21 protein-coding genes are annotated in these 20831 nt (G+C 38.3%); 2 read left to right on the forward strand and 19 right to left on the reverse strand.

Going from position 1 to position 20831, the window contains the following annotated elements:
• Positions 1 to 114: 114 nt before the first annotated feature.
• From ACLHDG_RS12640 to mnmG, 7 genes are all read right to left on the reverse strand, one after another.
• Positions 115 to 873, reverse strand: a complete 759-nt coding sequence (locus tag ACLHDG_RS12640) for a 7-carboxy-7-deazaguanine synthase QueE (RefSeq protein WP_415406606.1) — start codon at positions 871 to 873, stop codon at positions 115 to 117.
• Positions 873 to 1847, reverse strand: a complete 975-nt coding sequence (moaA, locus tag ACLHDG_RS12645) for a GTP 3',8-cyclase MoaA (RefSeq protein WP_415406607.1) — start codon at positions 1845 to 1847, stop codon at positions 873 to 875. Before moaA ends, ACLHDG_RS12640 begins: the two co-directional genes overlap by 1 nt.
• 231 nt (positions 1848 to 2078) lie before the next feature.
• Positions 2079 to 3035 carry a c-type cytochrome gene (locus ACLHDG_RS12650; RefSeq protein ID WP_415406608.1) on the reverse strand — a complete coding sequence of 319 codons (957 nt, stop codon included), beginning with the start codon at positions 3033 to 3035 and terminating at the stop codon, positions 2079 to 2081.
• A gap of 10 nt (positions 3036 to 3045) precedes the next feature.
• Positions 3046 to 4260, reverse strand: coding sequence for a cytochrome b (locus ACLHDG_RS12655; protein WP_415406609.1), 1215 nt, complete (start codon positions 4258 to 4260; stop codon positions 3046 to 3048).
• Positions 4261 to 4270: 10 nt separating this feature from the next.
• Entirely contained in the window at positions 4271 to 4783 is a 513-nt protein-coding gene (locus tag ACLHDG_RS12660) for a Rieske 2Fe-2S domain-containing protein (RefSeq protein ID WP_415406610.1), read from the reverse strand.
• Between the two features lie 158 nt (positions 4784 to 4941).
• Positions 4942 to 5796 carry a hypothetical protein gene (locus tag ACLHDG_RS12665; protein ID WP_415406611.1) on the reverse strand — a complete coding sequence of 285 codons (855 nt, stop codon included), beginning with the start codon at positions 5794 to 5796 and terminating at the stop codon, positions 4942 to 4944.
• Positions 5796 to 7682, reverse strand: coding sequence for a tRNA uridine-5-carboxymethylaminomethyl(34) synthesis enzyme MnmG (mnmG, locus tag ACLHDG_RS12670; RefSeq protein ID WP_415406612.1), 1887 nt, complete (start codon positions 7680 to 7682; stop codon positions 5796 to 5798). Before mnmG ends, ACLHDG_RS12665 begins: the two co-directional genes overlap by 1 nt.
• Positions 7683 to 7781: 99 nt before the next feature.
• Here mnmG and ribE point away from each other — a divergent pair, with 99 nt between their 5' ends.
• On the forward strand, positions 7782 to 8399 hold the full coding sequence (ribE, locus tag ACLHDG_RS12675; protein ID WP_415406613.1) for a riboflavin synthase: 618 nt from the start codon (positions 7782 to 7784) through the stop codon (positions 8397 to 8399).
• Positions 8399 to 8692, forward strand: coding sequence for a cupin domain-containing protein (locus ACLHDG_RS12680; RefSeq protein ID WP_415406614.1), 294 nt, complete (start codon positions 8399 to 8401; stop codon positions 8690 to 8692). Before ribE ends, ACLHDG_RS12680 begins: the two co-directional genes overlap by 1 nt.
• Here the strand turns inward: ACLHDG_RS12680 and ACLHDG_RS12685 are convergent.
• From ACLHDG_RS12685 to ACLHDG_RS12740, 12 genes are all read right to left on the reverse strand, one after another.
• Positions 8686 to 9453 carry a tRNA (5-methylaminomethyl-2-thiouridine)(34)-methyltransferase MnmD gene (locus ACLHDG_RS12685; RefSeq protein WP_415406615.1) on the reverse strand — a complete coding sequence of 256 codons (768 nt, stop codon included), beginning with the start codon at positions 9451 to 9453 and terminating at the stop codon, positions 8686 to 8688. The genes ACLHDG_RS12680 and ACLHDG_RS12685 overlap by 7 nt on opposite strands.
• A gap of 4 nt (positions 9454 to 9457) precedes the next feature.
• Positions 9458 to 9763, reverse strand: a complete 306-nt coding sequence (locus ACLHDG_RS12690; RefSeq protein ID WP_415406616.1) for a hypothetical protein — start codon at positions 9761 to 9763, stop codon at positions 9458 to 9460.
• A gap of 1 nt (position 9764) precedes the next feature.
• Positions 9765 to 10274: an S-ribosylhomocysteine lyase gene (luxS, locus tag ACLHDG_RS12695; protein WP_415406617.1), complete on the reverse strand. Its 510-nt coding sequence runs from the start codon at positions 10272 to 10274 to the stop codon at positions 9765 to 9767.
• Positions 10275 to 10482: 208 nt separating this feature from the next.
• The gene (locus ACLHDG_RS12700) at positions 10483 to 11436 is read right to left on the reverse strand and encodes a thiamine pyrophosphate-dependent enzyme (RefSeq protein WP_415406618.1); all 954 of its coding nucleotides are present in this window, start codon (positions 11434 to 11436) and stop codon (positions 10483 to 10485) included.
• 2 nt (positions 11437 to 11438) lie between these two features.
• Positions 11439 to 12674: a 2-oxoacid:ferredoxin oxidoreductase subunit alpha gene (locus tag ACLHDG_RS12705; RefSeq protein ID WP_415406619.1), complete on the reverse strand. Its 1236-nt coding sequence runs from the start codon at positions 12672 to 12674 to the stop codon at positions 11439 to 11441.
• Between the two features lie 9 nt (positions 12675 to 12683).
• Positions 12684 to 13142: a 4Fe-4S dicluster-binding protein gene (locus ACLHDG_RS12710; protein ID WP_415406620.1), complete on the reverse strand. Its 459-nt coding sequence runs from the start codon at positions 13140 to 13142 to the stop codon at positions 12684 to 12686.
• Positions 13143 to 13154: 12 nt separating this feature from the next.
• Positions 13155 to 13718 carry a pyruvate flavodoxin oxidoreductase subunit gamma gene (locus tag ACLHDG_RS12715; RefSeq protein WP_415406621.1) on the reverse strand — a complete coding sequence of 188 codons (564 nt, stop codon included), beginning with the start codon at positions 13716 to 13718 and terminating at the stop codon, positions 13155 to 13157.
• A gap of 79 nt (positions 13719 to 13797) precedes the next feature.
• A complete protein-coding gene (locus tag ACLHDG_RS12720; protein ID WP_415406622.1) occupies positions 13798 to 14430 on the reverse strand; it encodes an HAD family hydrolase in 633 nt (210 codons plus the stop codon).
• A gap of 10 nt (positions 14431 to 14440) precedes the next feature.
• A complete protein-coding gene (locus tag ACLHDG_RS12725; protein ID WP_415406623.1) occupies positions 14441 to 16036 on the reverse strand; it encodes an ABC transporter ATP-binding protein in 1596 nt (531 codons plus the stop codon).
• Positions 16033 to 17373 carry an ABC transporter permease gene (locus ACLHDG_RS12730; protein WP_415406624.1) on the reverse strand — a complete coding sequence of 447 codons (1341 nt, stop codon included), beginning with the start codon at positions 17371 to 17373 and terminating at the stop codon, positions 16033 to 16035. Before ACLHDG_RS12730 ends, ACLHDG_RS12725 begins: the two co-directional genes overlap by 4 nt.
• Complete coding sequence (locus tag ACLHDG_RS12735; protein ID WP_415406625.1) at positions 17370 to 18347, reverse strand: ABC transporter permease; 978 nt, start codon at positions 18345 to 18347, stop codon at positions 17370 to 17372. Before ACLHDG_RS12735 ends, ACLHDG_RS12730 begins: the two co-directional genes overlap by 4 nt.
• A complete protein-coding gene (locus tag ACLHDG_RS12740) occupies positions 18348 to 20525 on the reverse strand; it encodes an ABC transporter substrate-binding protein (RefSeq protein WP_415406626.1) in 2178 nt (725 codons plus the stop codon).
• Positions 20526 to 20831 lie beyond the last annotated feature (306 nt).

The following is a 20831-nucleotide window of genomic DNA, read 5'->3' on the forward strand; positions in this document are numbered from 1 at the left end:
TTTCAAAATCAAAATTGAGTAATAGCCGTAGCTATTGCGATGTTTTTATTTTTAAAAAGTGATGTGCTATGGTTAATATATTCTTTTCAATGAGCCTTGAAAGTAGTCTATAGTCTATACACCCTGAGTTGTGTCAAAAACACGTATATGTAGTCTATCACTGTAACGGAAATTATGTTTCATACAAAATTCAAATACGGCTCTGTCATTTTTCCAGATAGTATCTCTGCTTTCACCTACAGGCATACAGAATACTTCAAGTTCTGGTAAGATATCTCTTATCTGGTTTATTTCATCTATGGCTGTTGTTTCTACAAGCTCTTTATCTATGGTGAATTTTAAAAATGATTCTTTCGCATAAGTCTGTATGTTTTTTAATGCTTGAGGAATAATACGTTTTTGTTCAGGTTCACCAGAGTTAGCCAACTTTAATGAGAGTGCAAAGATGCAGGACTTATAGGCAGGATAGGTTTCAAAATCTATCTCAATAGTACCATTGGTCTCAAAGGTGATTTGCACATCCTCTTCTACCAACCATTTAACTACTGCATAAAAGACCTTATCACTATAATACATCAAAGGTTCACCGCCTGTGATGACCATATGAGGTTTATAGCCTATCTTGTCAAATTCATCTTTAAGCGTTCGTATAAGTATTTCACTATCTTCTACTTTTATCCATGATTTGGCATAAGCACTGTCAACAGCAAAATAAGTATCACAGCCATAACGCAGCTCTCCATCTACTTCGTACGTTGCACCAAAACCAGGGCATGCAAGATTACATCCACCCGTTCTCAAAAAATAAGAGGGGACACCTGCATATTTTCCCTCACCCTGGATGGAAAAAAACTGTTCAGTAAGGTAAAACATCAGCCACCGGTCTCATAAAAAGCTCTTGTTGAAATATCTTCTTCATTGGGATTATCTTCACTCCAACGATTTTCTTTAGGTTTATCTTTCAATACTTGTGCCAAGACATCAGCGGCACCTTGGATATCACCTTTTTTAACTGACTCTGCGATACTCATCGCTTCATCAAAGTAAAGACACGGGATAAGGTTACCCTCTGCAGTAAGACGTATACGATTACAGTTTTCACAGAAGTCATGTTTATGCGGGTCTATGAGTCCAAACTCGTAGCCATCATCTAAAATGTAGTTAAACGACGGACTAGCACCCTCACGGCCTAGCGCTTTTATAGTGTGCCGCTCTTTTACTTTTTCCAATATCTCTCGACCATGCATTCCCTCAATAGCTTTACTTGCATGTGCATTTTCCATATATTCTATAAAACGTACTTTGATATTACGCTCTTTACAATAGTCTATAATATCTAAGATCTCGTCATCATTGATACCTTTGAGCGGTACCATATTGATCTTCACACCTAAACCCACTTCAAGTGCTTTGTCAATACCTTTTAACACCTGTTCCAAAACATCTTTTTGTGCTATCTGTTGTGCCACTTCAGGCTTGAGTGAATCCAAAGATATATTCAGTCTCTTAAGTCCTGCATCTTTAAGTTTTTGTGCTGTTTGAGGCAAAAGATAGGCATTGGTTGTCAGTGCCAGATCGATATCAGGTTTATAATCATGGATCATTTTGATAAACGTATCCAATCCTTCTCTGAGCAGTGGTTCACCACCCGTAATACGAATCTTATTCACACCTTCATCTATTGCTACTTTCATAAATAAGAATAGTTCTTCAAAAGAGAGTAGATTCTCTTTAGGTACCCATGAGAAAGGTTTTTCTGGCATGCAGTATTGGCATCTGAAGTTACAACGTTCTGTGACAGAAACCCTTAAGTAGTCGACTGTTCGACCATGTCCATCTATAAGCATAATAATCCATATAATAAATTTTTCTAAGAGTATCGAAATGTAGATAAAAGAGGGATGATTTATATCAAGAAATAGAAATTCATAATAAATTTATATATTGTTATTTTGTTGTGATTTATTGTAAATATAGAGGTTGTTATAAAGAGGCATTGTAGGGTGCTAAGCCCCCACAATAGCAAATCAAAATTAAAATACTAAAGGTGTTGTGAGACACAACACCCTACAGATATTTTAGTGACCTTTCCACATTGATTTCTTCCATAAGAACGCTAAGAATGTAAATATAACGAAGAAAAGTAATACTTTTGGTCCAAGCTCTTCTCTAGCTGGTTTGCTAGGATCACCTATCTCTTCCATATATTTTTCTACTTTAGCATATCCTGCTTTAGATAGACCAACTCTAGGCATAGAAGTACCTGCTAGTTGTGATTGTGGATTTTCCACAAATGTCTCCATAAAGTGATGAGATCTTGCTCTATTGATCATAGAAAGATCTGGCGGCAATTTACCCATATATGCTTTTACAAGATCTTGCTCTTCAAGTATTTTTACTTTATACGATAAAGTATCTTTTTCATACTTGAATTTTGGGATATCCCCAAGCTGTGAAGTTTTAGCATAACGCATCGCGTGACATCTACCACATGCTTCTGCAAATGCTTCTTTTGTCGTTACTTCACCTGCTTTTTTAGCCATCATATAAGCAACTACATCAGCAATTTGCTGATCATCAGCCATCATCATTTTGATACTACCCATTGGGTGTGTTGATGTATCTTCATACTTATGATCTACATTTGATGCCATTGCTGGATCTTTAATAAGAGCAATAAGATAGTTTTTATCATAAATTGCACCTGCATGATCAAGAGCTGGAGCAATGACTCCACCCATATTGATAGGCATACCGGTGTGACAACCCATACATGTTGCAAAACCAGTTTCACCGGCTGCAACATCACCTTTCATTTTACCAACTTTAGCTACATCAGCCCAAAATGCTTTTTTAGCAGTAACTACGTCTTTTTTCTCTGCTTTTGTTGCTTCCGCAATATCAGCTGTTCCGTCATAAACAAAGTCATGACCCTCTACATGCGCATGCATTTGAGAGTGAGCAAATGGCTCAACTCCCCAGTATAGTAGGAGTGTAAAGGCTGTTACAACTCCGAATATTTTTAATTCTTTCATCCTCTACTCCTTATAGTTTTTTTTCTAGTTTAGTAATGATTGGCAATGCGATCCACAATACGAAGAATGTGAGTGCAGCAACAAGACCGATAACATTCCAGATACCTTCCGGTGGAAGTTTACCCATAAATGTCAAGACGATCAAATCTACAACCATTAACCAGAACCAAAACTTAAAGAGTCCTCTTCTGCTTGCCGGTGCAACATTTGGACTTCTATCCAAGAATGGAAGCATAAAGAAGATTACTTGTGATATCCCAAACAAGACTAAACCAAGGTCTTTAGAGAATGGTCTTAAGATCTCATAACTCCACAAGAAATACCACTCAGGGTAAATGTGTGCTGGTGTTTTAAGTCCATCTGCCGGGTCAAAGTTCACTGGATCCATCGCAAAGTTAAATTGATAGAATACCAAGTAGAAGAACAAGATAAAATATACACCCATTACAAAGACATCTTTACTTAAAAAGACTGGAGAGAATGGAATCACTTTAGACTCTTTTACTTTTCCTGCTTTATAAAGCTCTGCATGCTCACCATAGTCAAACTCTTCACCTTCTTGGTTGTTAACATGTGGAATTCTCAATGAACCAAAGTGAAGTACAATAAGACCAATAATTACCAATGGAAGCAAGAATACGTGCAACATAAAGAATCTAGTCAAATACGCATCTCCGGGAACATAATCCCCTCTGATCCACTCAACAAGACCATAAGCTTCAAGTGAACCACCAGAGAATAGGTTAGTAATAACCATACCAGCCCAGTAACTCATTTGTCCCCATGGAAGCATATATCCAGAGAAAGCTTCTGCTGAGAATGCAACAAAAAGTCCCATACCAGATAACCAGATAAGCTCTCTACCTTTTTTATATGAACCGTAGTAGATACCAGTCAACATGTGAATATAGATGATCAAGAATACCAATGATGCACCTATACCATGAATATGTCTCCATAACCAACCATAACCTACTTCAGTCATGATAGTATAGTTTACACTATCAAATGCTGTTGCTGTATCTGGCTTGTAGTACATTAACAAGAATATACCACTTATAGTAAGTATTCCAAATGTTGCTGCCAACACCATACCCATTGCCCATAAGAAGTTGATATCTTTTGGAATCCAATATTCTGTATTCATCACTTTTTTTAGCGTATTTACCGCTAAACGTTGATCCATCCATTCATTGAGGTTTTTTGCTTTTTCAAATTTTGCCATGCTCTCCCCCTTATACCGTTAGACCAGCGTCTAGCATTTTTTTGTACTCAGGACCAGCTTCGCCTAGTACAAGCTTTTGTCCATCCACTTTAAATGGTGGAACTTCCAGTGGGCTTGGCGGTGGACCAAAGGTCTCGTGTCCACTTGCATCAAACTCTCCACCGTGACAAGCACATAAGAATATATGTTTTTCTGGCTTATATGCGGGGATACACCCTAAGTGCGTACAAAGACCGATAGATACATGATATCTGTCAGAACCTACAATTACATCTCTATCATCAGCTTTCATATCTTTTGTTTTCTTCAAAACAAAGATAGGTTTACCTCTCCACTTCTCTACATTTAGCACATTTTCTTTTGCACCACTCAAATCAACTGTTGTAAAACCAGCTGCTTTTACACTTGGCAATGGATCCCAGCTACGCTTCATTGCATATAAAGCGCCAATACCACCTAATGCGGTAAAACCACCGAGAGCCATACCCATAAAGTCTCTACGACCTTTTACGTCTTTTCCCATACCTATTTCCTTCCTTAATAATAGTTTTAGTCTCTTAATTATAGGGTATTTGTGTTTAAATAGGATTGACTTAAATCAAAAATCACTGTCTATTGATTTGATTGTTACGGTAAGTGAATTAGGAGAAAAATTGTCTTAATTCACTACATCACTTTTATTTATAAGGTTGATATAATTTTTTGCTCATCAAAGCATTTTAGGGTTTTGGAGGGAATTTGTGCTTCTTCTTTTAGATATTTCACTACATCTTCGGCATCAAAACCATTTACAATATCTATACCATATGTTTTTAAGAGTTCCACAGGATAAAGATCATTGTTTGACAACTGAAGATAAATAACTTTTGCACCACTCACTTTAGCCTCTAAAGCCGTTTGTGCAGAGGCAGTCACGATATGACTGCTACTTTTAATAAGATCCATATACTCTTCAGGTTCATGCAGTGTAGAAAAAAGTTTTGCCAGATCATCTTCATACTTCACAAAGAAATAATTTCCAAGAAGCAGTTCCATATTAAGTGTTTTAAAAAATACTTCATTGCTTAAAATGATTTTGTCATAATCTGCATCACTTAAAAAGAAAAGAGTACGTTCTTCTTTTGCTGTTTCTTCAAAATAGTCATCATCTATAATTACGGCATCTTCACAACTCTCATCCTTACACTCTACCTTAAACAACGTTTCACCATGTACTGATACATCATCATTACCCACTTCAAAACGCCAAACATTTTTAAAGTCTTCACAATACTTCACCAAACGTCCATGGTCATCTTCAGGTGAATCTATGATAATACTATCTCCAAATTGAGCGATAGCATCTATATCTTGTACCGTCTCAACAGTTACATACTCTTTCACTCCTAACTCTTTAGCCACGAGCCCCGCACGAAAGTCATTAACCAAAAGTTGTGTTTCAATACCTTTACTTGCTAGTCTTTTCAATAAAGCCGCCCCTCGTCTAAGTCTCTCAAGTCCTATTTTGTGTCCTGTATTGGTATAATAAAATAACATTAATTTTGTCCTTTAGGTTTTTTTCCTCTTTGTGCCATCTTAATATGCACATGAATGATCTCCAATGCAGCAGGTGTCACACCAGATATCTGTGACGCAGTAAACAATGTAGGCGGTGTAGCTCTTTCCAATTTTTCAACTATCTCATTACTCAAACCTGAAATATTCTTATACACAAAACCTTGCGGTATTTTGATCTTAAGCATATCATCCATCTTAAGTATCTGCTGTTGTTGCTTCTCTATATAACGACTATACTTAGCCTCTACAAGTATCTGCTCCATCACTTCATCATCGTATTTATCAAATTCAGGCAGGAGGGTAACTAACTTTTCTCTGTTAAAGTCTCCACGTCCTATAACATCCATCCAATAGGTTCTGTCATTGATCTTCACTGCACCTATAGATTCTAATTTAGCTAAAAATTCTTTAGTTGGGGTTACATGATTTACCCTTAAGTAGTCTAATGCCTCATCCAAGTTTGCTTTTTTAACTTCGAACCGTTCCATATAATCAGCATCCAAAAGTCCCAACTCTTTACCATAATGTGAAAGTCTCATATCTGCATTGTCTTCACGGAGAAGTAGTCTATACTCCGCACGAGAAGTAAACATACGATATGGCTCTTTTGTTCCTTTGGTTACCAAGTCATCTATAAGTACACCTATATAGGCTTCGTCACGTCTAAGAATAAATGGCTCTTTTTCTTGAATACTCAATGCAGCATTGATCCCAGCCATAAGCCCTTGTGCTGCGGCCTCTTCATAACCGGTAGTACCATTTATCTGCCCTGCACAGTAAAGACCTTTAACCTTTTTAGTCTCTAGCGTATGTTTCAGATCCGTAGGCTGTACATAATCATACTCTATAGCATAGCCATAACGAACGATCTTTGCATTTTCCATCCCCTCTACAGAACGAACCATTTCAAGTTGAACATCTGTAGGTAAAGAGGTACTCATACCGTTGATGTAGTACTCTGTCTCATCTATCGTTTGAGGCTCTACAAATATCTGGTGTCTTGGTCTATCTCGAAATCGGCTGATCTTATCTTCGATACTTGGACAGTAACGAGGTCCTACACCCTCTATCTGTCCGGAAAAAAGAGGTGCTCTGTCAAAATTATTTTCTATAATTTGATGTGTCTCCTCATTTGTATACGTAACATAGCAAGGAAGCTGTTTAGGATTAAATGTTTTTTTATCCGTTCTAAAAGAAAAAGGTGGTGGAGGTGTATCTCCAGGTTGTACTTCCATTACAGAGATATCAACAGATTTTGCATCAATTCTTGCACAGGTACCTGTTTTTAAACGACCAATATTTAGTCCAAGTTCTTTCAAATATTCAGCCAACTCAATAGAAGCAAATTCCCCTTGTCTTCCTGCAGTTTGCTGTTTATCTCCAATGTGGATAAGACCATTGAGAAATGTTCCTGCCGTGATGATCACTTTAGGTGCCACATATCTGTTACCAAGTTGTGTTGTCACCCCTTTTACTTCACCTTCCTCTACGATGAGTCCATCAGCTATCTCTTGCTTAACATCTAAGTTAGGCGTATTTAGCACTACATTACGCATATAGATACGATATGCATCCATATCTATCTGTGCACGTGTTCCTCTTACTGCCGGTCCTTTAGAAGCGTTCAGTGTACGAAACTGTATCCCAGTTTTGTCAGTACACAAACCCATCTCACCACCAAGAGCATCTACTTCCCGTACCAAGTGACCTTTTGCCAGTCCACCTATGGCAGGGTTACAGCTTGATGCCCCTATCTGTTCTGCTAAAATTGTTATCATCAATGTCTTTACGCCCATACGGGCAGAGCTCAAAGATGCCTCTATACCTGCATGACCACCACCGATAACTATGACTTCATAATTCATAAAAAACCTTATTACTCATTCACAAGCTGAAGCAAGGAACAAGAAAATATATATATTTTGCTATAATAATCGAATTATATCCAAATAAATTGAGGTCATATGTTCACAGGTCTAATCCGAGAAATTGCAACAGTAAAAAGCTATCAAAACAACATCCTCACCATCAAGTCTAAACACAAAGCAAAACTGGGTGACTCTATCGCTATCAATGGTGTTTGCCTTACTGTGATCAAAGTACACTCTGATGGCTTTGACTTGGAACTGGCAGATGAAACCCGTTCTATCATAGATGAAAGTAAGATCTCAGGTGCTGTGCATATGGAACCAGCCATGATGATGAATGACAGATTTGAAGGGCATATCGTACAGGGGCATGTAGATTGTGTCGGTACAGTTTCACAGATCACCCCTAGAGAAAACGCTACAGACTTCATTATCAAGGTAGATCCCAAGTACATTGCACACATCATCCCCAAAGGTTCTATTACTATAGATGGCATATCACTTACAGTTAATGATGTAGGCGATGACAATTTCAGACTCACCATCATCCCTCACACACTCAAAGAAACACTGATGAAAAACTATAAAATAGGGACAAAACTCAACATAGAGACTGATGTTTTTGCCAGATACATAGACCACATACTCGCACACAGAAGTCAAAAAAAGAGTATGGGTTGGGATGATGTCGATAGTTTACAGATGAGCTACTAATGAACCTCTACAACTTCACTGTTCCTAAAAATGGTGAAGATTTCACTACCCTACTCAAACATAAGAACATCAAAATAAACCGTATTGTAAGTTCAGCTGATGTTGAACCTGTTGAATATATACAAGATGAAGATGAGTGGGTTGTCGTTATAGAGGGTGAAGCCACACTGCTTTTAGACAATGAAGAAAAAGTCCTTAAAAAAGGTGATACTTTTTTCATTCCAGCTAAAACACCTCATAAAGTTTTAAAAACCTCTCATGGCACTATTTGGTTGGCAGTTCATATTTATTGATGATCCCTATCCTTCATACTTCTAGCTTCACTATTGCGTACCTTTTTCAATTCCATATCTATATATTCCACATCTTCAAGCATTTTCAAACTTGCTACTGTTGAATATCGCATCATTTCTGCTCTATGTACAAAGATGTAAAATCCATTTTCATAAAGTCCTAAACGTATAGCTGCCGCTGTGGAGTAAGTAGTCAGTATGGCATCCTCTTTACAGATAGCTCTAACATCTCTAAAATATTCTGTTGTCCAAAGTAGGGGGTTATGTGAAGGGCTGAAAGCATCTTGATAGACGATGTCTATCTTCTCTTTTATTTGAGGGATGCTTTTCCTTGCATCACCAAGCAATATCTCTATCTTGAACTGTTCATCTTCATAGTACAGATCTTGATTTATGGCTTTTATAATGTATTTGATATTCTCAAATTCTGGAGGATAATCAAATGTACCCAGTGAGCGTACAAGCCCTTCATCAAACTCTGGAGAAATAATATGTATTTTAGTAGTAAGTTTCTGTTGTTTTATATAGTAAAGTGTTGCAAAAGTGTTATAGCCTAAACCAAAACAGATATCTAAAATGGTGAGTTGTTCATTTTCTTTTTTAAGAGTCAAAGAGGGCTTCACATGTTTTTCTAAACTTTCATGTAAAGCACCGTCTTTTGTGGAGTGGTAGGGCTCATCAAACTCTTTTGAGTAGAGTGTATTCGTACCATCTTCACATAGTACTATCTCTTTTTGAGATCTTAGGGTTTCATCGTACAATAAACTAAAAACCTATCTCATCTAACTCTTTAAAGGCAAATGCAGATACCACTTCTTCTACAGTCTCTTCTTCTCGTTTAACAAGACACATCATACCTTCACCCATAAAGTCCATATAATTTTCAAATTTATTGTCCAAGACAACAAAATCTACCCACTCTATACCAAAGGCTGTTCTGTCTTCAGAAAATTGTACCGTTTTAGCTTTTCCATCTTCAAATTCAACAAGTGCCCATGTTTTCATATCGATCAGTGTTGTAATTTTACTGTCTAGTCCATTGTCACTATCTACAGGGATTAAAATAAACATGTTAAAGTCCTTTGAGTATTTTTTTACTGAGTTTCAACTCTTCATTACTCATAATACCAATATCTCTGTCTAGTACAGTTTGTGCAATTTCTTTTGCCTCTTTTAACGAATGCATTTTATAAGTTCCACATTGATAAAGGTTAAGTTCTGGAATATCACTTTGTTTTTTAACCTTGAGCACATCTTTCATAGATTCTTTCCAAGCTTTAGATACTTTTTTCGCAGAAGGAGTACCAAGTAGAGACATATAAAATCCTGTGCGACAACCCATAGGTGAGATATCGATGATCTCTACTTTTTTAGAGTTAAGATGATCTCTCATAAAGCCTGCAAAAAGATGTTCAAAAGTATGAATACCTTTTTCTGTTAAGATCTCTTTGTTTGGTACACAAAAACGAAGATCAAACACAGTAATATCATCTCCACTAGGTGAACTCATAGTCTTAGCAACTCTCACTGCCGGTGCTATCATTTTTGTATGGTCTACTGTAAAACTGTCTAATAATGGCATAGTCATTTCCTTGTAAGTTTTTTTTGATTATATCGAGATTAATGTAAATAAAAATAAGAATCTAAAGATTTTATTTAACTAAGAATATAAAAGTTCAGATTTGGTGCATATTTATTTGAACTGAATTTTTGGAGAAAGGGAGCATACGTCGGTATGTGACCGAACGGAAAAAGTTCCGTTCGGACGAAGATGTGCCAAAGCTGGACTTTTAGATACGTGCTTCTTCACGTCTTTGTAGCATATCCCAGTTTTTATCAATATCACTCTGGATCTGATCAATAACATGTCTATACTCTGGTTTAAACAAGTGCTTATAACGCCCTTGAGCACCAAGATAGTCTTCTACTTTAAGAAGATTTTTTGGTCTATAAAGAATGTTAAGCTCGTGAGAGTCAATAATCTCATAGATCGGGAACATCAATGTATCTGTTGCTAAGTCTGTAATGTTGATCGTATCTTTTGGATCGAATCTCCACTCTGTACAACATGGTGAAACCGTGTTAATGAAACAAGGACCTTCGATCTCTAATGCTTTTTGGAAACCTTTTGCCATTGACTTCCATTTATTTGGAGCCAACTGTGCAACATAAGGTGAACCATGTGCAGCCATGATAGAGATGATATCTTTCTTCTTCTCTTTCTTACCGTAAGAGTGTGTACCTGCCTGAGCAGTTGAAGTCGTAGCACCGATAGGTGTTGCTGATGATCTTTGTCCACCTGTATTTGCATAGTTTTCGTTATCTAAACAAATATATGTGAAGTCGTGACCTCTTTCCATAGCACCTGAGAGCCATTGGAAACCGATATCAAAAGTAGAACCGTCACCACCAAATGCAACGAATTTAACTGGAGCATCGTTGTCTTTTAGTGTGCCTTTTTTCTTTCTTACTTTGTGCATTACTTCTGCACCAGTAACCGCTGTTGCTGCATTTTCAAACCCAATATGGATCCAAGATGTATCCCATGAAGTAAACGGATAAACCGCTGTTGATACTTCTAGACAACCTGTGTTTGCAGAGATAACAAGGTTATCATCTGTACAGTTCATAAGCTCTCTAACGATCATAGAGTGCGCACAACCAGGACAGAGAGTGTGTGCACCCTCAAATCTGTCATTGTTCGTTGAAAATTCTTTTAAGTTTTTTATTGATGTAATTGCCATAATTAACCTCTTTTCGTTTGGAAATATCCAAGGTAAGGACCTCTAAGTCCTGAGAACTGTTGGATATCTGTTGTAATATGTCCAGCATCAGCGTGTGCTTGCTGCTCTGTAAAGATTCTTTTTGCTTCATCAATAGAGAAGTCACGTCCACCAAGACCATAAATAAAGTTCGTTACAAGTGGTCTATTTGCTGTAGTATATAGTGCAGCAGATACTTCGTTATAGAATGCACCCATAGCTCCACCAGGACTTGAACGATCTGTTACAGCAACACATTTTACATTTTCCAATGCATTTCTTACTTCATCAAAAGGGAAAGGTCTGAAACATCTGATTGCAACAACACCTGCTTTGATACCCTCTTCTTTTCTAAGTTGTTCCGCTGCTACTCTTGCAGTCTCAACAGTTGTACCAAGTGCTACGATAGCTACATCGGCATCTTCCATTAAGTAAGATTCTACTCTGTTGTATTTTCTACCTGTAAGCTTTTCAAACTCTTCATATACTTTATCAATGATAGGACGAGAATCCATCAATGCCTTATGCTGTTTTGCTTTATGCTCAAAGTGCCAGTCTTCTTCTGTCTGCGCACCATATGTTACAGGTCTAGAGAAGTCAAGCATATCATCTACAGGTACGATGTCACCTATAAAGTTGTATGCTGCTTCATCTGTTAAAGGGTAAACATTCTGTGCTGTGTGTGAAGTAATGAAACCATCTTGGTGTACCATTACCGGAAGTCTTACATCATGATTTTCAGCTACTTTAAATGCACATAGTGCAAGGTCATAGGCTTCTTGTGCATTAAATGCACCCATTTGGATCCAACCTGAGTCACGCCCTAGGTACATATCTGCATGGTCACCACGTACATTCAGTGGAGAAGCCAATGCTCTGTTTACTACGTTAAGTACGATAGGAAGTCTCATACCAGATGCCTGGTAAAGTACCTCAGCCATCAATGCAAAACCTTGTGAAGATGTTGCTGTAGATACACGTCCACCTGATGCAGAAGCACCGATACATCCTGACATTGCAGCATGCTCAGACTCAACCATTACAAACTCGCCATCTATGTAGCCATTTGCAACGTATGATCCGTAGTTTTCAACGATTGGTGTAGAAGGTGTAATAGGATACGCTACAACAACATCAACCTGTGCTTGTCTTAGTGCTTGAGATGCGGCAAAGTTACCGTCCCAAACTTCTCTTTCATTTAAATCATATTTTACTGCCATAATGGTCCCTTACTTCGTTTCTTTTTTCTTTTTTTCTGGCCATTGAGACAATGCTGTCTCTATGTCATCATTCTCGCCAAACATCAAAAGTGATTTCGGATTTGTAGGACATACTTCCACACAAACCTCACACCCTTTACAGTGGTCATAATCAATTCCTAACATTTGCTTATCTCTTGAGATAATTGAAGAGTCCGGACACCAAACCCAACAGTTTTGACAATCAATACATACATCAATGTTAAAAACTGGTTTTTTTACTCTCCAAGACGCAACAGTAGCTGTATATGAGTTATAGTGAGAATATGCTCTCTCTTCTGCTTTTAAGTTAACGATATCTGTTGCATCACCTTCAAATGAAGAAAGAACAGATCCTTGTGTTACTTCATCCCAGCCCAGTAGATCAAAACCGGCCTCAAGCTGATAAAGACCTCTACTGTCAGTTGCTTTTAATTTTAAATCTTGCATTCTACTTCCTCTCTACTTAACTTCGTTATATGCTCTGGTAATAGCATCCATATTTGCATCAATAATTTTTTGTGGGAATTTACTGAGTACTCTTTTCATATTTTCCAAGAAATAATCCAATTCGAACATACCTGAAATCTTAACAAATGCTCCAAGCATAGGTGAATTTGGCATTGATCTTCCGATAGTATCTAAAGAGATCTCTATACAATCAACTACAAATACTCTATCTTCTTTCCCTTTAAGTGCCGGTATACCTGCGATAAGCTCTTCTTTAGAAAGATGCGTAGTAATAATATATTTGGTTTCATCTTTTTCATTTACTTCAATATTATCTGTAAATGCCAATGCCGGGTCGATCACCAAAACGAAGTCTGGGTGCATAAATTTTGCATGGTTAAAAATTTGCTCATCTGAAATTCTATTATATGCTCGAAGTGCTGCCCCTCTTTTTGCAGAACCGTATAGTGCAAAGGCCTGTACCTCTTTCCCTGTTGTCGCAACAACATCGCCCAAGCCTTTGGCACCACTTACAGCACCTTGACCAGCACGACTGTGCCATCTAATTTCTACCATAATTTCTCCTATCGAATATATTGTATTACGCTTATTGTAATGCTAGCACTCTTAAAGGGTGCTTGGAATTACAATTTTTTTAATCTGACGTTATAAAAGTGATTGCTTCTAACGCATTTTTATGAACATTTTCTGTACATTGACCCAATACTTCTTTAGTACCGTATCCACAGGTTACTGCGATCGACTCTATTCCGGCAGCTTTAGCTGCATGCATATCCATACAGGTATCACCCACCATCCAACACTTAGTTGTATCACTTTGTAACTTTGACAAAGCTTTATATACTGGCTCTGGATGCGGCTTAGGATTTTCTACATCTTCTCTACCCACAAGCACATCAAAATAACGCATTAATCCCATATGCTCCAAAAGTTCTATGGAGTACTTTGCTGTTTTTGTTGTAACCACACCTAATGTTGCATGTTTACTTGCAAGCTCTACAGCTTCTCTTGCCTGTGGCAAGAGTACAGTTTTAGCACAACTTATTTTTCTGTAATGCATCTTATAGGCATATACATAATCCCATACCTTACCTTCTTTCACACCAAGTGTTTGAAACATGGCATCCAGAGGATGTCCTATCTCTGCTTTGATCAATGTATCAGCCGGTACCTCTTCTTCAAAGGTTTTATATGCAACACTGAAGCTTTCAAGTATAGCCTCTGTTGAGTCTATGAGTGTTCCGTCTAAGTCAAATAGTATTATCATTTTCATCTCTTTATTTTGGTAACTTTGGTGCAGATTTTAACAATTTCTGTGTATATTCATGTTTAGGACACTCCATCACATTTTCTATGGTTCCCTGTTCAACTATTTTCCCCTCTTTCATCACAGCTACCTCATCTGCGATAATAGGAACGATAGACAGATCATGCGTGATAAAGAGATATGATACTCCCGACTCCTGTTGTAGTTTTTTAAGCAGTTTAAGTACTTGCGAACGTACCGTGACGTCAAGTGCCGAGGTAGGCTCATCACAGATAATAAGTTCAGGTTCTACAGCCAATGCTCGTGCAATACCTATACGCTGTCGCTGCCCTCCTGAAAACTCATGGGGATAACGATGGACATGTTCTGCTTCCAAGTCAACTTTTAAAAGAAGTTCTCTTATATGTTCATCCTGTGAAGCTTTATCTTTTGAACCCACATCCAAACTTACCATACCCTCACGGATAATATCACCAATGGTCATACGAGGGTTAAGTGCAGAGAATGGATCTTGAAAAATAATCTGTATCTTGCGACGATAGGGTTTTAACTCTGTCTGACTTAATCTACCAAGATCCTGGTTCTCAAACTTTACTGTTCCCTCAGTGATTGGCACCAAAGAGAGTATCGCTTGACCTATGGTACTTTTTCCAGACCCTGACTCACCAACCAAAGCAAGTGTTTTACCTCTTGGAATGGAGAGAGTCACAGCATCGACCGCTTTCACATAACCAACAGTACGTTGGAAAAAACCTTTCTTGATAGGAAAATAGACTTTTAGATCCTCTACTTCAAGTAGCCTATCTTGCTCTTGCCCGGTCTCTCGCTCTTCTTTTGTTCCCATAGCATCCTTGAGTAGACTTTTAGTGTATGGGTGCTGAGGATCATTAAAAAACGTTTTACAATCCGCCTGTTCTAAAATCTCTCCTTGTCGCATTACCGCCACTCTATCTGCCATCTGGGAAACTACCGCCATATCATGAGTTATAAAAAGTATAGAAAGGTTCCTCTCATCCCTTATCTTTTTGAGCAGCGTTAAAACTTGTGCCTGTATGGTTACATCCAGTGCAGTTGTCGGCTCATCTGCGATCAACAGATCAGGTTCACATGCCAGTGCTATGGCGATCATCACTCTCTGCTTCTGTCCACCTGAGAGTTGATGAGGATACCAGTTATATCTCTCTTCTGGATCTTTCAGTGCAACTTCTTCAAAAAGTGAAATAACCTTCTTTTTAATCTCATCTTTCTTTAACCCCAAGTGTAGCTTAATCACCTCTGCCACCTGCTCACCCACGGTCATAACAGGGTTTAAGGCACTCATTGGCTCTTGAAAGATCATAGCGATCTGCTTACCACGGATCTTCTGCATTTGTGATTCGGGCAGTGAAAACAGAGACCTATTTTTTAGTTTAATATCTCCGGAACTCACCGATATAACATCGGGAAGCAGTCGCATAATAGCCAAAGAAGTCAAAGACTTTCCACTTCCGGACTCACCCACAAGAGCAAATATCTCACCTCTTTTGATCTCAAAACTTATAGAATTTAGAAGCTTCTCTCTTTCTATGCTTAGACTCAAATCTTTTACACTTAAGATACTGCTCATGATTTGTTCCTCGGATCCAAAACCGTCTGAATACGATCAGATAAGAGGTTTGCAGCCAACACCAAAATAAACATAAAGACAAATGCAGAGAACAGTGACCACCAGACCATCGGCTCTCTTGCCATCTCCAACCTGGCCTGGTTTATCATATTTCCCCAGCTGTGCATGGTCGGGTCAACCCCTACCCCCACATAAGAGAGAACTGCCTCCGCAAGTACAAGACCGGAAAAATCCAGCACCACTGAGATAAGAATAATATGCATAAGATTTGGAATGATATGGCGGCGGATAATCGTTAACTTACCTACACCAAACGCTTTAGCCGCTGTGACAAACTCTATTTGAGATATTTTCAAGGTCTCGGCACGAAGCAGACGACAAAGCCCGGTCCAAGAGGTGATCCCCAGGATCATTATCAGAAACAATAGGCGTAGATCAGATCGTTCCAGTGTGGTTTCAAACCAGCCGGGATTATTATCCATCATCACTTGCATTACCAATACCCCTGCTGCGATGAGTAAGACCCCGGGAATCGAACTGAGTGTAGTATAGAGATATTGGATCACATCATCTACCCAACCACCGAACAGCCCGGCACTAACCCCCAAGATAATAGCTACAGGCAACATGATCAAAGTGGTAAGTATCCCGATAAGCACCCCTGTACGGATACTCTTCAGACTCTGATAAAGTACATCTCCACCCACTTTATCAGTGCCCAGAACATGATAGTGGTAACTAAGCATATAGAACCATGTGAATGTCACTACCAAAGAGAGTAGTGTCAAGTAAGCAGTTCGCCAAGGCAACTCACTTTTAAACCCTCTCTTTTTACGCCAAACTATATGTACAAAAATAAGCGATCCACCAATAATCAGCCCTATAAAAATAGCAAAAATAGATTTATCAACAATATCATCTCCATTTCCCACATGCTTTAAAGGCAGATACTCCTGCTTGGTCACACCATTCTCATCAACCACTATAGACGTGGCATATTCATGTGTAGAAAAAGGTGCAGAATAGGTCCGTTCTGTACTTTCTATATTATGAGCAAACAGTAGATCTAGAAGACTTACTATATCTCCCTGGTATAGTACTTTTTCACTTTTTGTCTCTGTTGGCGTGGTAGAAAAACGAAGATGTACGGAATCAAGCAGCGTAAACAATAGATAAAAGAGCAGAATAATAGCCGAAGCCATAGCGATGCTTGACTTAAAAATAGTATGCCACTGCTTTTTGACCTGAGGAGAACGAGAAATAACCCGACTCCAGACCAGTAGTGAAATGACCAAAAACCAGACCATGATATCTGTCCAAAGTAAAGCAAGTTTCATGATAATTTTACCCTTGGATCAAACAGAGTATAGGAAATATCGGTAAGTATTAACCCAATAATATAAAGGACTGAACCTAAAAACACCATTGCTTTTACGATAGCAAAATCCTGCGAATTGATCGCATCAATGGTGTAAGACCCAAGTCCGGGAATCCCAAAAAATGACTCCATGATCAGACTTCCCATGAACAGAGTAGGGATCACAACCACCACACCTGTCAAGATCGGCAACATTCCGTTTCGCAACACATGCCCAAAGAGTACTCTAAGTTCTGACAATCCTTTGGCTCTGGCTGTACGCACATAGTCCTGGTTTATCTGTTCTAAAAAGATACTGCGATACCACCTGACCCCTGAACCTATCCCTGCAAAGACACCTATCATTACAGGCAGAATAATAAATTTAATACCGCCCCATCCACTCTCATACCCAGAGATGGGAACCCAGTGCCAGATCTTGGAAAAGAGTACTTGCCCTGCGATAATATAAAAAAGTCCGGAGACCGACATGATCATCACGGCAATGATCATCATACTGGTATCAAGAGCAGAGCCACGGAAAAGAACCAGCAGCAGTGCCAGTGAGATGTTGGTGATCAGGGCGATCATAAATGTAGGTAAAGCAATAGCCAGACTTGGTACCATTCTCTCTTTGATATCAGAACCAATATCACGGTTGGCATCTGAAAATCCAAAATTAAAAGAGAATAGTTTGAGTGATTCCTGAACAAAAAGGGTATTAGTTACGGTACTGACCCCTCCCGCTTCACTATTGATAAAAAGTGGTTTATCGTAACCTTTATCCTCTTTCCATGATTGGATAAGCTCTGGGGTCACCTGTTTTGCACCCAGTTGAGCTCTCGCCATATCATCAGGACTGTTTACCATAAAAAACAGTATAAAAGTAATGAGGTTTACACCTATTAAAATCGGGATAGCATAAAGTACTCTTCGGATAATATAAGCAAACATTTAATTGTCTCCCTTAATGACAGCTCTTTGTCTAGACTGATAAGCACGATAGAGTGGATAGCTCATAGAAATTATAAAAAGCACCAATAAGACCAAAGGCCATATAACCGGCTGATTCCACTCTTGTTGCTTCTGGGCTCTCAACTTGGCATCGATCCGTTTATATTTTAGTGTATTGTTTGCCATAGCATGAGGTAAAACATTGGTATACCACTTATGCGAAAGGGCAAGCGATTTAGGATGGATACCCCAGATCCAAGGGGTATCTTCTCTTGCTATCTCTACCATCTCTTTTATCTTTTTCATTCTAAGGGGAGAGTTTTTCATGGTTTTTATCTCATCAAAAAGTCTATCAAACTCCGGATTTTGGTAGTTCGAAGAGTTAATACCTGCTCCGTTTGTATTGACTGCTGCGTTACCGCCATAGAGCAAAAACAGAAAGTTTTCAGGGTCCGGATAATCTGCATTCCAACCCCATGAGAAGAGTTGTGCTTTTCCTTTTCTTACTTTATCCTGGAAGCGATTGTAGTCTGTTGCTCTGATAACCAACTGAATACCCAACTTATCAAACTGCTTTCGTCTCCAATCCATCAAAGACCTATCATCAGGACCTGTGGCTGTAGTATCATAATATAATTTTAAAGGATTCCCTGTTTTTTCAGAGACTCCATTGGGATAACCTGCTTCTACCAATAGTTTTTTGGCAACTGCTAACGATTTTCTAACCCGTTTACCTTCTACCCAATCATATATGACATTATCTGTGCCTTCCTCTCCCTCTTCATGACCGAAAATTCCCGGAGGGATAGGTCCTTGCGCTGCGATACCTCGCTCATTGGTAAAGATAGAGATATACTCCTCCTGGTTTTGAACGATACTTATGGCTTGACGCAGTTTTTTAGCTGACTCGGAGTAGCCACCTACCACTGGATCAACCATATTGAATGCCAGATAGAAGCTAGAAGGTTGCACTGAACCTTTTAACTCAATTCCCTTCTCTTTCATCTCATCACTTAGACCCATATTGCCTGTTGATGTGATCTGTACTGCCTGGTCAAAAGCTTCAGAACTTATTCCTGATGCGTCATAGTAGCCTTGGAGAAATTTATTCCATAGTGGGATATTCTCTTTTTCTAAGGAGTAGATTATCTCTTTGATGAATGGGAGTTTCTTCCCTGCATCTTTGAGTAACTCTTTTGGGACATTCGACTTTTCACTCTCTTCTTTACTTAGTGTTGGATAGTTCTCACTGTGATAGTTAGGGTTTACAACCAGTCTCATCTGTTTATTTGGGTTGTTTTCGGCTAGATAGTAAGCTCCGGTTCCTACAGGAAACCAATTGAGTGTTAGATTTTTTGCTATGAGACCACGCTGCTGATAAAATAGATCAGCCTCCCAAGGGATAGGGGCAAAGAAATTCATACTGAGCCAGTAGAGAAATTGGGGATATCGACCTTTTATCTTGATAGTCAGGGTATAGTCATCTATCACTTTAACTCCTGAAATAGAGTAAGGACGTAGATCTAAAATTTGATCACTCTTTTTTTTCTCTTTTGCTATGCGGCTGATCTCTTTGGAGAAATCCTCTAAACCAACAATATACTCTTGCATACTGTCCAAAATAGGTGAATGGTTTTGTCTTACTGCCATTCGTTTGATAGCATACTCATAATCTGAGGCTACCAGTAAACGTGTTGCAGTTTTTTTAAGATCATCAAGTGAGTGAATCATCTCCAATTCGTCTTCATTCAATGCACCATAAACCAACCTGCCCTCTGCATCTTTTACAAAGGATGGATGATCTTGGTATTTAACATCTTTTCTCAGATCTAAACGATATTCAGAAAACACCACTTCTGCTGAACTTTCATCTACCCTGTTCCCCTCTTTGTCTAAGTAAGAGATAGTTGGCATTTTAGTTAAAGTAAGTGGCTCCAGTTCATAAGGTCGTTTAAGGTAATTATATTGCAAAGGCGGCTCATAGATCTGACCAATAATAGCCCATTCATTGGCACTGTATGATACAACAGGATCGAGTCGTTTAGGAGGTAAAGAAAATGATGAAAAGAGTGTCTCTGTTTTTACTTTTTTCTTATTATGAGGACTATTCCAAACAGTTGAATAAGCACTAACAGTTAGAAATAGTAATAAAAGAATTTTAACAAATAATCTGTTCATTGATTTTTAGAGTTACCTTTCTTTATGATTTATTCTTCTAAATACCTATTTTTTAGTGTTAAAAATAGATTTTATCATAATTCGGGTTCAACTATGAGACAGCCTATTAACTCATACAAAATTACTCCTAATTTCATCAATTTTATTTACCTAAATTATCTTACATATTCATTCCAATCTTATATAAATAGTTTCACGTAATTTATTAGATAAGTATAAATAATGTAAAAGATTAAATTATAAGAATTAATTTAGATTTAAATGATGTTATCCTAGAATTGATACGAACAATATTTTAACATGGAG

It is taken from the genome of Sulfurovum iocasae (assembly GCF_047716765.1).
In the GTDB taxonomy this organism is placed as follows: Bacteria; Campylobacterota; Campylobacteria; order Campylobacterales; family Sulfurovaceae; genus Sulfurovum.

What these genes read in the sequence shown, in the direction of transcription:
- ACLHDG_RS12640 (WP_415406606.1), bottom strand. Translation starts at nt 873, where the DNA reads ATGTTTTACCTTACTGAACAGTTTTTTTCCATCCAGGGTGAGGGAAAA.
- moaA (WP_415406607.1), bottom strand. Translation starts at nt 1,847, where the DNA reads ATGCTTATAGATGGACATGGTCGAACAGTCGACTACTTAAGGGTTTCT.
- ACLHDG_RS12650 (WP_415406608.1), bottom strand. Translation starts at nt 3,035, where the DNA reads ATGAAAGAATTAAAAATATTCGGAGTTGTAACAGCCTTTACACTCCTA.
- ACLHDG_RS12655 (WP_415406609.1), bottom strand. Translation starts at nt 4,260, where the DNA reads ATGGCAAAATTTGAAAAAGCAAAAAACCTCAATGAATGGATGGATCAA.
- ACLHDG_RS12660 (WP_415406610.1), bottom strand. Translation starts at nt 4,783, where the DNA reads ATGGGAAAAGACGTAAAAGGTCGTAGAGACTTTATGGGTATGGCTCTC.
- ACLHDG_RS12665 (WP_415406611.1), bottom strand. Translation starts at nt 5,796, where the DNA reads ATGTTATTTTATTATACCAATACAGGACACAAAATAGGACTTGAGAGA.
- mnmG (WP_415406612.1), bottom strand. Translation starts at nt 7,682, where the DNA reads ATGAATTATGAAGTCATAGTTATCGGTGGTGGTCATGCAGGTATAGAG.
- ribE (WP_415406613.1), top strand. Translation starts at nt 7,782, where the DNA reads ATGTTCACAGGTCTAATCCGAGAAATTGCAACAGTAAAAAGCTATCAA.
- ACLHDG_RS12680 (WP_415406614.1), top strand. Translation starts at nt 8,399, where the DNA reads ATGAACCTCTACAACTTCACTGTTCCTAAAAATGGTGAAGATTTCACT.
- ACLHDG_RS12690 (WP_415406616.1), bottom strand. Translation starts at nt 9,763, where the DNA reads ATGTTTATTTTAATCCCTGTAGATAGTGACAATGGACTAGACAGTAAA.
- luxS (WP_415406617.1), bottom strand. Translation starts at nt 10,274, where the DNA reads ATGCCATTATTAGACAGTTTTACAGTAGACCATACAAAAATGATAGCA.
- ACLHDG_RS12700 (WP_415406618.1), bottom strand. Translation starts at nt 11,436, where the DNA reads ATGGCAATTACATCAATAAAAAACTTAAAAGAATTTTCAACGAACAAT.
- ACLHDG_RS12705 (WP_415406619.1), bottom strand. Translation starts at nt 12,674, where the DNA reads ATGGCAGTAAAATATGATTTAAATGAAAGAGAAGTTTGGGACGGTAAC.
- ACLHDG_RS12710 (WP_415406620.1), bottom strand. Translation starts at nt 13,142, where the DNA reads ATGCAAGATTTAAAATTAAAAGCAACTGACAGTAGAGGTCTTTATCAG.
- ACLHDG_RS12715 (WP_415406621.1), bottom strand. Translation starts at nt 13,718, where the DNA reads ATGGTAGAAATTAGATGGCACAGTCGTGCTGGTCAAGGTGCTGTAAGT.
- ACLHDG_RS12720 (WP_415406622.1), bottom strand. Translation starts at nt 14,430, where the DNA reads ATGATAATACTATTTGACTTAGACGGAACACTCATAGACTCAACAGAG.
- ACLHDG_RS12725 (WP_415406623.1), bottom strand. Translation starts at nt 16,036, where the DNA reads ATGAGCAGTATCTTAAGTGTAAAAGATTTGAGTCTAAGCATAGAAAGA.
- ACLHDG_RS12730 (WP_415406624.1), bottom strand. Translation starts at nt 17,373, where the DNA reads ATGAAACTTGCTTTACTTTGGACAGATATCATGGTCTGGTTTTTGGTC.
- ACLHDG_RS12735 (WP_415406625.1), bottom strand. Translation starts at nt 18,347, where the DNA reads ATGTTTGCTTATATTATCCGAAGAGTACTTTATGCTATCCCGATTTTA.
- ACLHDG_RS12740 (WP_415406626.1), bottom strand. Translation starts at nt 20,525, where the DNA reads ATGAACAGATTATTTGTTAAAATTCTTTTATTACTATTTCTAACTGTT.